This window comes from Salinarimonas sp. NSM (genome assembly GCF_052380005.1).
GTDB lineage: Bacteria > Pseudomonadota > Alphaproteobacteria > Rhizobiales > Beijerinckiaceae > Salinarimonas.
Genome location: NZ_JBQTCJ010000046.1, coordinates 1 through 10,879 on the forward strand (window position 1 = coordinate 1; position 10,879 = coordinate 10,879).

Consider the following 10,879-nt stretch of genomic DNA (forward strand, 5'->3'; position numbering starts at 1 on the left):
GGGCTGCGGCGCGAACCCGCGCGCGGCCGTGCTCGCCGCCTTCGCCGCCGCCGGGCTGCGCGGCTCGCATCCCGGGCCGGCCCCCCTCGTCGTCGCCGTCGAGACCGCCGACGGCGCGGAGCCCGTCCGCTACGCGGACGCCGACCGCGCCCGCCTCGCGACGCTCGCGCCGAGCGAAGACGCCGCCGCCCCCGCGCTCGTCGTGCGCGACCTCCTCGATACGCCGATCGTCTCGGCAAGAGCGGGCGGGCTCGCGACGCCCGCGCTCACCCTCGTCCCCGCGGGAGACGAGATCGCGCTCGTCCTCGACTACGCGGCCGACAGGCTCGACGACCGCGCAGCTCTGGCGCTCGTGACGGCGCTCGCCGGCCGGCTCGCCGAGCCGCTGCGCCACCTCCTCTGACCAGTCTGGATCGCATCATGGACCACACCGACCTCTACATCGACGGCACCTGGCGCCCCGGCTCGGAGGGCGAGCGCTTCGACGTGATCAACCCCGCCGACGAGACCGTGCTCGCCTCCGTCGCTTCCGCCACCACGGCCGACGCCGATGCCGCGCTCGACGCCGCCGCCCGCGCCTTCGGCCCCTGGGCCGCGCGCACGCCGCGCGAGCGGGCGGAAATCCTGCGCAAGGCCTTCGAGCTGATGAGCGCCCGGCGCGACGAGTTCGCGAGGCTGATCACGCTCGAGAACGGCAAGGCCGGCGCGGATGCGCGGGGCGAGGCGACCTACGCGGCGGAGTTCTTCCGCTGGTTTTCTGAAGAAGCCGTGCGCGCCGACGGGCTCGTCTCCCGCGCGCCGGCCTCGGGCGCGCGCATCCTGGTGCAGCACAAGCCCGCGGGCATCGCGGTGCTGGTCACGCCCTGGAACTACCCGGCCGCCATGGGCACCCGCAAGATCGCGCCGGCCCTCGCCGCCGGCTGCCCCGTCGTCATCAAGCCCGCCTCCGAGACGCCGCTGACCATGCTCGCGCTGATGCCGCTGCTGGAGGAGGCCGGCGTGCCGCCGGGCGTCGTCAACGTGCTGCCCTCGCGGCGCACCGGCGCGATCGTCGACCGGATGCTGCACGATCCGCGCGTGCGGGTCGTGTCCTTCACGGGCTCCACCGGCGTCGGCCGCACGCTTCTGCGGAGCGCCGCCGACCAGGTGCTGAAGCCAGCCATGGAGCTCGGCGGCAACGCGCCGCTCCTCGTGCTGCACGACGCCGACATCGACACCGCGGTGGAGGGCGCGATGCTCGCCAAGATGCGCAATCTCGGCGAGGCCTGCACGGCGGCGAACCGCTTCTACGTCCACGAGAGCGTGGCGGAGGCCTTCACCGCCCGCTTCACCGAGAAGATGGCCGCCCTGAAGGTCGGCGACGGCCTCGATCCGCAGGTCGACGTCGGCCCGCTGGTCAATGCCGACACACGCGACAAGGTCGCCGCCTTCGTGGACGACGCGGTCTCCAAGGGCGCGACGGTGCGCCTCGGCGGCCGTCGTCCCGACGGGAAGGGCTATTTCTACCCGCCGACCGTGCTCACCGACGTACCCGACGATGCCGAGTGCCTGCGCGACGAGATCTTCGGCCCCGTCGCCGCGATCCAGACCTTCTCCGACGAGGAGGACGCGATTCGCCGCGCAAACGACACCGAATACGGCCTCGTGGCCTACGTGTTCACCGAGGACATGAAGCGCGGGCTCGGCGTCTGCGAGCGGCTCGAATACGGCATGGTGGGGCTCAACCGCGGCCTCGTCTCGGACCCGGCGGCGCCCTTCGGCGGCGTCAAGCAGTCCGGCCTCGGCCGCGAGGGCGGGCACGAGGGCATGCTGGAATTCATGGAAAGCCAGTACGTCTCGGCGGCCTGGTGAGGAGACGGACATGACCGACGTGATCGCCAGCCCCTCCGTGCGGGCGCATGCGGGCCGCAACGGCGTCGATATCGATGCGCTCGGCCGCGAGCTCGGGCGCGGCAGCATCGCCCGCGAGGACGTCGACCGGAAGCTGTCGGGCGGCGCCGCGCCGGCCGCGGACACCCACGCCCGCCACTGGGCCGTGGAGCACGAGGCCTACGGGCCGGCGACCCGCGAGCCGCTCTCGCGCTTCGCCAAGGTCTCGGCGGCGGCGATGGCGGCGGCGCAGGCGCGCATCCCGGCGGTGACCCACCACGACCGCGCCGACGTCACCGCGCTCGAGGCCTTCCGCGCCGCGATGAAGCAGGAGGCCGCCGCTCGCGGCGTGCGGCTCACCGCGCTCGCCTTCCACGTCAAGGCGCTGTCGCGGGCGCTCGAGGACTTCCCCCGCTTCAACGCCTCGCTCTCCGAGGACGGCGAGACGCTGATCCTGAAGCACTGGATCGACGTCGGCATCGCGGTCGACGCACCCCACGGGCTCAGCGTGCCGGTGGTGCGCGGGGCCGACCGCAAAGGCTTGTGGGAGATCGCCGAGGAGATCGCCGACCTCGCCGGGCGCACGCAGGCGCGCAAGCTGCGCCCGGACGAGATGGGCGGCGCGGGCATGACGATCTCGAACCTCGGCGGCATCGGAGGCCGAGCCTTCACGCCGATCGTGAACCCGCCGGAAGTGGCCATCCTCGGGCTCACCCGCACCGAGATCACGCCCGTCTGGGACGGCGAGCGCTTCGTGCCGCGCCCCATGGTCCCGCTCGACCTGAGCTATGATCACCGCGTGATCGACGGGGCGGACGCGGCGCGCTTCCTCGCGCATTATGCCCGCCTCATCGAGGACCCCCGCCGGCTGCTCTGAGCCGGCGATCGCAGGAGAAGCCCGCCATGACGATCGCCTCGCTCTTCGACCTGACGGGCAAGACGGCCCTCGTCACCGGCTGCCGGCGCGGCATCGGCCGCGCGATGGCGGTGGCGCTGGCGGAGGCGGGCGCCGACATCGTCGGCGTCAGCTCCGGGCTCGAGGCCGACGGCGGGGCGGTCGGCGCCGAGATCGCCGCCACCGGCCGGCGCTTCACCGCCGAGTGCTGCGACCTCGGCGACCGCGCCGCGCTCGACGCGCTGGTGGCGCGCCTCGACGAGGGCCCGGCGATCGACATCCTCGTCAACAACGCCGGCATCATCCGCCGCGCGCCGGCGACGGACCATTCCGACGAGGACTGGGACGCGGTGCTCGACGTGAACCTCACGGCGCCGTTCCGCCTGGCCCGGGCGCTGGGCGCGCGGATGATCGCGCGCGGGCAGGGCGGCAAGATCGTCTTCACCGCCTCGGTCCTCTCGTTCCAGGGCGGCATCCTGGTGCCGGGCTACGCCGCCTCGAAGGGCGCGATCGCGCAGCTGACGAAGGCGCTCGCCAACGAATGGGCGGGGCACGGCGTCAACGTCAACGCCGTCGCGCCGGGCTACATCGCCACCGACGTCACGGCGGCGCTCCAGGCCGACGAGGCGCGCACGGCAGCCCTCCTCGCGCGCGTCCCCGCGGGGCGCTGGGGCGCGCCGCGGGATATCGCGGGCGTCACGGTCTTCCTCTGCTCGCCGGCCGCGGACTTCGTCCACGGTGCGGTGATCCCCGTCGACGGCGGCTGGCTCGCGCGCTGAGCGCGCGCTCACTCCGTCTCGCCGATCCGTGCCCGGTAGCCCTCGAGCCGGTCGAGCGTCCGCGCGCAGTAGACGGCGCGCGCGACCGCCCGCGCCACCACGTCCGCCGCGAGCGCGCCGACGAGGCCCAGATCCCGCAGGTCGACGTCCTTGGCGAGCGCGCCCGTCGAGACGGCGAAGAGCACGTCGCCGTCCTCGGGCATGTGCACGGGTACGATGGCGCGCGCCAGGCCGTCGTGCGCCATCGCGGCGACCCGCTCGAGCTGCGGGCGGGTCAGCGCGAGGTTGGTGGCCACGACGCCGATGACGGTGCTCGCGCGCTCCCGCGCCGTCCCCCCGAGCGGGGGCGTGGCGGGTGCGCTCCAGTCCGGCGGGGGGCGGCGTCCGCCGAACTCCCCGTCGCGCTCGACGCTCCAGGCCCAGAAGGCGTCGGTACCGGGCATCAGCACGGACCCGGTCGGGTTGGCGGCCAGCAGCACGCCCACGACGACGCCGTCCTCGCGCACGATCGAGGCGGTGCCGAGCCCCGACTTCAGCTTGCCGGCCCGCGCGCCGTAGCCGGCCCCGGCATTCCCGAGCCGCGGGTCCGCGTCGGCGCTCGCCGCGGCGCGGGCCCCGAGCCGCGCATAGAGCGACGCCCGCGCGAGGGACTTGTCTCCGGGTCCGTAGAAGTCGAAATGCGCGGCCGCGGGCACGATGGGGAAGACGAGGTCGCGCACGGCGAAGCCCCGGCCGCGCGCCTGGAGCGTCTCGACGACCCCGTCCGCCGCGGCGAGCCCGTGAACCGACCCGCCCGCGAGCGCGATCGCGTCGATCGTCTCGGTGGCGCCGGTGCCGCGCAGGACGTCCGTCTCGCGCGTCGCTGGGCTGCCGCCGCGGACGTCGACGGCGCCGACGTTCGGCGTGGGGAAGAGCACCGCCGTCGCTCCGGTCACCACGGTCTCGTCATGGGCGCTGCCGACGAGGACGCCCTCGACGTCGGTGATGGCGTTGCGTGGGCCCGGCCTCGTCTGCACGGTCGTATCCTGCTCCGTCACCGCGCCGAGACGGCGAGCGCGCGCGCGTCGAGAGCCGCGAGCTCGGCCGAGCGTGTCTCGAAACAGCGCGCCTGGTTGATGGTGCCCTTCTCCGTGATCTCGCCGGCGGCGAGCGAGAGGGCGTGCGTCGACACGGCGAACGCGGCGATCCGCCGGGTCCGGCGCGGATTGGCGTCGTTGAAGCGGTGGAGCGCCGCGTCGATCCCGCGCCGCGCATGGTCGAGGTCGGCGACGCTCGCCGGCCAGACCAGCGCGACGAGCCGCTCGCGCCCGGGGCCGGCGACCAGCACCTGGCTCGCGTGCGGCGCGAGCGCGGCGAGGAGGTGCGTGCGCAGGAGCGTCGCCTCGACCCAGGCACCCGAGGAGAGCTTGAAGCTCTCGCCCAGGCGCCCCTCGTAGCGCAGCCCGCGCTCGGGATCCTGCGGATCGACGAAGCCGACGGCGTCGCCCATCGCGTAGAACCCCTCGTCGTCGATCGGGCAGCCGACGTCCCCGAGATAGGACCGCACCACGCTCGGCCCGCGGACGTGCGCCGAGAAGCCGTCACCGGTGCGCACCAGCTTGAGCTCGAGGCCCGGCAGCGGGTGGCCGATCTCGCCGTTGCGGGCCGCGGCGTGATGGGTGACCGTGACGGTCGAGGTCGTCTCGGTGCTCCCCCAGCCGCACCCGATCACGGGCGCACCTCCGGGACGCGTGTCGAGGATGCGCCGCAGCCGCTCCCACAGATCCCCGTCGAGCGCGGCGCCGCCGTAGAGGGCCATGTCGAGGCGGCGCAGGAAGGAGGCGCGCAGGCCCGCGTCCTCCTCCAGCCGCGGCACCAGCAGCCGCCAGCCGAGGGGGACGTTGGTGTACCAGGTCGGGGAGACGCGGGTGAGGTTCTCCACCGTGCGGCCGATGCCGTCCGCCGTGGGACGGCCGTCGTCGATGTGGAGCGCGCCGCCGTTGCGGACCGTCATGTTGAAGGAGTTGACGCCGCCGGAGACGTGGGTCCACGGCAGCCAGTCGACGAGGACCGGCCGCGCGGTCTCCAGGAACGGCCAGGCCTGCGCCATCATCTGCTGCTGGGCGCTCAGCATGCCGTGCGTCGCGACGACCCCCTTGGGGCGGCCCGTCGAGCCGGAGGTGAAGGTGATGCGCGCGGGCGTCCCCGCCTCTAGCGCCGCGACCGCGCGCTCCACCGCCGCGTCGGGTGCGCCGGCGATGCGCCCGGCGGAGAGGTTGCCGGGACCCGGCGCGCCACGTGCGTAGAGATGGACGGCGCCGGTGTCGCGCAGATGCGCCCGCATCCGGTCGCTCCCGGCCAGCGCGTCCGCGTCCCGGGTGAAGACCGCGCGCGGGGACACGAGGTCCAGAACCGCGTCGAGGCGCGGCTCGAAGGCGTCCTCGCCCGACACGTGCGCGGGCGAGACCGGGGCGACGACCGCCCCGATCTGCATCGCGGCGAGGACTAGGCAGCCGTGGTCGATCCCGTTCGGCGCCGCGATCAGCACGGTGTCGCCGGGGCCGACGCCCTGCGCGAGCAGCCGTGCGGAGAGAGCGTCGACCGTCCGGCGCGCCTCGCCCCAGCGCAGCTCCCGCCAGGCGCCGTCCGGGCCGCGCTCCGCGAGGAAGGTCGCGCGCGGTATGACCCGCGCCCAGTACCGGAAGGGGGCGACGAGGGTCGGCTCGAACGGCCGCAGCGGAGCGCGCGAGCGCACCAGGTAGCCGTCGGGCCGCTGCACGAGCTCGACGTCGACGCGCGCGAGCGCCGGCATGCGGGGACGCTCGAGGGCGGGGGGAGCGTCATCGGGGGAGGGCCGTCTCGCGGCGGCGCGCGCGCGCATCTCGTCGAGCGCGTCACGCGCACGCAGAGCGCCCGCCACGAGCCGCGAGCGCGCCGGCAGCGGGATGGGGAGGGGCAGCGCGCCGCCGCGACGGCCCGCGAACGGCGCGAACAGGCGCAGCGACCGCTCGTCCCCGCACAGCGCATCGGCGATGACCTCGCCGGCCATGGCGGTCGTCGCGTTGCCGATGTGCCCGAAGCAGCCCGCGTAGAGCAGGCCCGCCGCGGAGCGCCCGATCCGGGGCATGCGCGCGCGGCCGTAGTGCATCGCGCCGCTCGAGACCCGCTCCAGCCGCACGCGCCCCAGCGTCGGCAGGGTGGCCGCGATGTCCCGGGCGAGCGCCGCATGCACCGACTCCCGCGGCTGAGGGCCCCCCGCCAGACGCCCGCCCCAGCGCAGGCGCCCCTCGTTCGTGATCGAGAAGTAGTCGCAGCCGAGGCGCGTGTCGGCGACCGCGAGCCCGGAGGGCAGGACCTCGGCGACGCGTGCCGGGTCCAGCGGCTCGCTGAGGGCGACATGGCTGTACAGGCCGAACGCCGGGGCGGCCTCGGGGCCGGCGAGGGCGCCGGCGTCGCCGGTCGCGACGACGACGGAGTCCGCGATCATCGTCGCGGCCGACGTCTCGACGCGCCAGCGTCCGCCGTCGCGCGCGAGGCCACGGACCTCGGCGTGCTCGAGCACGCGCACGCCGCCGGCCCGGGCGAGGCCCGCGAGCGCGCGGATCATCGCATCCGGCGCGATCGTGATGCCGCGGTGGTCGAGGAGCCCCTCGTGATAGTGCGGCGCGCGCACGTGGTCGCCCAGCTCGCCCGGCGCCACCCAGTCGACGCTCAGCCCGAAGGTCTCGCGGGCCATGCGGGCGAAGCCGCGCAGGCCTCCCGGCGCGTGGCGGGAGACGGTGAGCATGCCGCGACGGCCGACGATCCCCGCGGCGGCCGCCCGCCGACGCGCCACCGCCCAGCCGTGAACCGAGAGCTCGACGAGGCGCCGCGCGCGCGCTCGTCCGACGCGGGCGACGAGACCCTCGAAGTCGAGCGAGAAATAGCCGCAATCGAGGAAGCCGCCGTTGTTCCCCGACGCCGCCTCGCCGATGGCGCCGCGCTCGAGGACCGCCACCGACGCGCCGCGCTCGGCGGCCGAGAGGGCCGTGTGCAGGCCCGCCGCGCCGGCGCCGACGATGCACACGTCGACGAACGGGTCGCCGATGCGCGAAGTCCTCCCGACTGCTCTCATGGGGTGCTTTCGTTGCGAGGCGCGATCCGAGATCGCCGAGGAGCCTAGCCCGAAGCGTGACGCCGATAAACGTCCGGTTTAGCCCGTAGCTTGCCTTGTCCCGGCGGTTGGGATTGTCTTGTACCCGCTAGGGTCGCACACGAGGATCCGACACGGGTCGGCCGGGCGAGCCTCCGTCCCGGTGGAGGCACTGCGACGGCTCGCATCTCGAGCCCGTCGCGACGGCTGCCGGGATCTTCATCTGCCTATCGAGGGGTCGACATGTCGAACTCAGCGACGAGCGCGCATGGAACGGACGGGATGATCCGGCGCGAATACGAGCCATCTGATTGGAGAGCCGCATCTGCTCTCCTGCTTCACTTCGGCGTACTGTCGGTGTGCGTCTGGGCGATCGCGCGATACGGGATCGACGTTCCGCTCGTCGCGGGGACCGCCAGCGCCGTCCTCGGCTATTTCTTCGCGCGTGGGTTGGAGCTCGGCCACGCCCTCATGCACGGGCGCTTCTTCACCCGGCGCGTGTGGTACCTGAACCGCGTGCTCGGCAACATCGTCACCTTCCCGTTCCTGCTGCCGTGGTCGCAATGGCGCTGGACGCACTTCCATCACCACCGCGACCCGCGCATCGAGGGGTTCGACTATCCCGACGTCCGCTCCATCCGCGACCTGCCGAAGGTCGTGCGCCACCACCTGATGGTGCCGCATTGGTCGAGCGCGCTGCGCCGGACGGCTCAGGCCTTCGTCGCGCCGCAACGGCTGCGCGCGGAGATCGACGAGATCCTGCTCGGCACCGTGCCGCTCCCGGACAAGATCCTGGGCAAGATCGTGCTCGAGTACCGGCTCGCCGCCGCGGCCTGGATCGCCGCCGGCGTCGCGCTTGCGACGTTCGTGCCCTGGGTCTGGCCCTACGCGGCGATCGCGTTGCTCGCGGCGACGATCAGCCACGTGATGATCGAGTTCCCCGAGCACGTCCTCGCCGACCTCGACGATCGGGCCGCCGAGCAGAACTCGTTCGAGCTCACCGACAGCCCGCTCGCGGACATCCTGTGCATGAACAACACGCGCCACGCCACGCATCATCGCTTTCCCGAGGTGCCGATCTACCACCTGCCGCACCTGTCCCGGCGCCTGCGTCACCCGCATTCCGCCGCGAGCTATGGCGCCTTCTGGAAGCGTTTCGCGCGCGAGAGGCTGGGTGCGGTGAGCCGGCGCGGCGGCGCCGGCGAGGGTGGTGCCGGCGAAGGGAGGCGCGCATGACCGCGTCGCCGATCGTCGCCGGGCCCGCGCGCGAGGAATCGCGCGAGCCCCCGCTCACGCCGGTGGACATCGACCGGATGCTGGAGGACGGCCCGATCTACCTGCGCAGCGAGGAGCGGATCGCCGCCTGCTGCGATGCCTTCCTGTCGGGCTTTCCCGGCACGACGCTCTACGCGGTCAAGGCGAACGACGATCCGCGCGTGCTCGACGCCGTGATCGCCGCCGGTATCCGTGATCTCGACGTGGCCTCCATCGGCGAGATCGAGCGGGCGGTGCGGGGTCGATCGGACCTGCGCGTCCACTTCATGAACCCGGTCAAGCCGGCCGGCGCGGTGCGCCGCGCCCACCGGGAATTCGGCACCCGCACCTTCGCGGTCGACAGCCTGGAGGAGGTCGAGAAGGTCCGCCAGGCGACCGACGGCGACCCGGAGGTCTGCCTCGCCGTGCGGCTCGACGTGCCGGACGCGACGGCGGCGGTGCCGATCAGCGGCAAGTTCGGGCTCGGCCCGGCGGATGCCGCCGCCTGCTGCCGCGCCATCGTCCGCAACGGCCAGCGGCCCGGGCTCACCTTCCACGTCGGCGGCCAGTGCGAGGAGCCGGACGCCTATCGCGGCGCCATCGCGCTCGCCGTCGCCTGCGCGCGGGAGAGCGGCGTCGCGCCGGTGCTGCTCGACGTCGGCGGCGGCTTTCCCCACGCCTACGCGAACCCGGGCCTGACGCTCGAGCCGTACTTCCGCGCCGTCCGCGAGGCGGCGCAGGCGTTCGGCACCGACGCTCCGCCGCGGCTCCTGTGCGAGCCGGGGCGCGCGCTCGTCGCACCGGCGCTGTCGGTGCTCACCAAGGTCACGCTCCGGCGCGGGGCGGACCTGTTCGTCAACGACGGCTACTACGGTGCGCTCTCGGAGATGCCGCTGCTCGGCACGCGGGTGCGCATCACCGCGACGCGCCTGGGACGCCCGCTCTCCGGGGGCTCGCGCGCCTTCCGCCTGTTCGGCCCGACCTGCAACAACGTCGACCATCTCGGCGACGGCTATCGGCTGCCGGACGCCGTGGAGACCGGCGACTGGCTCGCGTTCCACGATCTCGGCGCGTACTCGACCGCGATCCGCACGAACTTCAACGGGCTCTACGCCGACTGCTTCGTCGCGCGCGACCGGGTCGCGCCGTTCGTCGCGCCGTTCCTGGAGGACGCCTGATGGCCGAGTTTCGCGAGCTCTACGGCGACGCGCTCGTCTACGACGTCGTCTTCGACCGCCCCGTCGAGGCCGAGACGGCCTTCATGGAGCGCCTCTTCGCCCGCGAGGCCGGGCGGGAGATGACCTCGTTCCTCGAGGTCGCCTGCGGCCCCGGCTACCATGCGCGGCACATGGCCCGCGCCGGCAAGCGCGCCGCCGGATTCGACCTCGAGGAGAGCATGATCGCCTTCGCCCGCGACCAGGCGGCGTCGACGGGCAGCCCGGCGGGCTTCTTCGCCGCGGACATGCGCGCCTTCGCGGTGCCGGAACGGTACGACGCCGCCGCCGCCATGCTCGACGGCATCGACAGCCTGCAGACGTTCGAGGAGCTGTGCGACCACTTCCGCTGCGTGGCGGACGCGCTCGAGCCGGGGGGGCTCTACTTTCTCGACAACATGCACCCGCGCGAGGTCAACGTCTGGCACTACGAGCCGGTGATCTACGCCGGCGAGAAGAACGGCACGCGCGTGACGATCACCTACGGCGTCGAGCCGCCGGAGCTCGACCCGGTCCGGCAGGTGGCGCGGGCGCGCACCATGATCGAGGTCGAGCGGGACGGGACGCGCACGGTGTCGCATTCCGAGGCCGTCGAGCGCTTCATCACGGTGCAGGAGGTCGTCGCCATCGCCTCGGCGACGGGGACGTTCGACCTCGTGGGCGTGTGGGGCGGGTTCGACGAGGCGATCGGCTTCGGCGATCCCGCGGCGACGCGGATGATCATCGTGCTGCGCAAGCGGTGAGGGGGAGCGCCGAC

9 protein-coding genes are annotated in these 10,879 nt (G+C 73.9%); 7 read left to right on the forward strand and 2 right to left on the reverse strand.

Annotated features, from left to right (window positions below):
- From ACTZWW_RS15960 to ACTZWW_RS15975, 4 genes are all read left to right on the forward strand, one after another.
- The coding region (locus ACTZWW_RS15960) for a hypothetical protein (RefSeq protein ID WP_444781960.1) at nt 1-403 on the forward strand (403 nt) is incomplete at its 5' end.
- A 17-nt stretch (nt 404-420) separates the two neighbouring features.
- The gene (locus tag ACTZWW_RS15965) at nt 421-1,851 is read left to right on the forward strand and encodes an NAD-dependent succinate-semialdehyde dehydrogenase (RefSeq protein ID WP_444781961.1); all 1,431 of its coding nucleotides are present in this window, start codon (nt 421-423) and stop codon (nt 1,849-1,851) included.
- A 10-nt stretch (nt 1,852-1,861) separates the two neighbouring features.
- A complete protein-coding gene (locus ACTZWW_RS15970) occupies nt 1,862-2,746 on the forward strand; it encodes a 2-oxo acid dehydrogenase subunit E2 (protein ID WP_444781962.1) in 885 nt (294 codons plus the stop codon).
- 32 nt (nt 2,747-2,778) lie between these two features.
- Nucleotides 2,779-3,543 (forward strand): SDR family oxidoreductase, encoded by a 765-nt coding sequence (locus ACTZWW_RS15975; RefSeq protein WP_444781990.1) that lies wholly within the window; start codon nt 2,779-2,781, stop codon nt 3,541-3,543.
- Between the two features lie 8 nt (nt 3,544-3,551).
- Here the strand turns inward: ACTZWW_RS15975 and ACTZWW_RS15980 are convergent, their stop codons facing one another.
- On the reverse strand, nt 3,552-4,559 hold the full coding sequence (locus ACTZWW_RS15980) for a P1 family peptidase (RefSeq protein WP_444781963.1): 1,008 nt from the start codon (nt 4,557-4,559) through the stop codon (nt 3,552-3,554).
- A 17-nt stretch (nt 4,560-4,576) separates the two neighbouring features.
- Nucleotides 4,577-7,636 (reverse strand): FAD-dependent oxidoreductase, encoded by a 3,060-nt coding sequence (locus ACTZWW_RS15985; protein ID WP_444781964.1) that lies wholly within the window; start codon nt 7,634-7,636, stop codon nt 4,577-4,579.
- Between the two features lie 261 nt (nt 7,637-7,897).
- Between ACTZWW_RS15985 and ACTZWW_RS15990 the strand changes: the two genes are divergently transcribed.
- The 3 genes from ACTZWW_RS15990 to ACTZWW_RS16000 are packed head-to-tail and all read left to right on the forward strand — an operon-like array spanning nt 7,898 to nt 10,865.
- Nucleotides 7,898-8,890: a fatty acid desaturase family protein gene (locus tag ACTZWW_RS15990; protein ID WP_444781965.1), complete on the forward strand. Its 993-nt coding sequence runs from the start codon at nt 7,898-7,900 to the stop codon at nt 8,888-8,890.
- A complete protein-coding gene (locus ACTZWW_RS15995) occupies nt 8,887-10,086 on the forward strand; it encodes a hypothetical protein (RefSeq protein WP_444781966.1) in 1,200 nt (399 codons plus the stop codon). Before ACTZWW_RS15990 ends, ACTZWW_RS15995 begins: the two co-directional genes overlap by 4 nt.
- The gene (locus tag ACTZWW_RS16000; protein WP_444781967.1) at nt 10,086-10,865 is read left to right on the forward strand and encodes a class I SAM-dependent DNA methyltransferase; all 780 of its coding nucleotides are present in this window, start codon (nt 10,086-10,088) and stop codon (nt 10,863-10,865) included. The genes ACTZWW_RS15995 and ACTZWW_RS16000 overlap by 1 nt, the downstream gene beginning before the upstream one ends.
- Nucleotides 10,866-10,879: the final 14 nt, after the last annotated feature.

Coding starts and splice junctions, on each gene's coding strand:
- ACTZWW_RS16000 (WP_444781967.1), top strand. CDS start 10,086: ATGGCCGAGTTTCGCGAGCTCTACGGCGACGCGCTCGTCTACGACGTC.
- ACTZWW_RS15990 (WP_444781965.1), top strand. CDS start 7,898: ATGTCGAACTCAGCGACGAGCGCGCATGGAACGGACGGGATGATCCGG.
- ACTZWW_RS15985 (WP_444781964.1), bottom strand. CDS start 7,636: ATGAGAGCAGTCGGGAGGACTTCGCGCATCGGCGACCCGTTCGTCGAC.
- ACTZWW_RS15995 (WP_444781966.1), top strand. CDS start 8,887: ATGACCGCGTCGCCGATCGTCGCCGGGCCCGCGCGCGAGGAATCGCGC.
- ACTZWW_RS15970 (WP_444781962.1), top strand. CDS start 1,862: ATGACCGACGTGATCGCCAGCCCCTCCGTGCGGGCGCATGCGGGCCGC.
- ACTZWW_RS15965 (WP_444781961.1), top strand. CDS start 421: ATGGACCACACCGACCTCTACATCGACGGCACCTGGCGCCCCGGCTCG.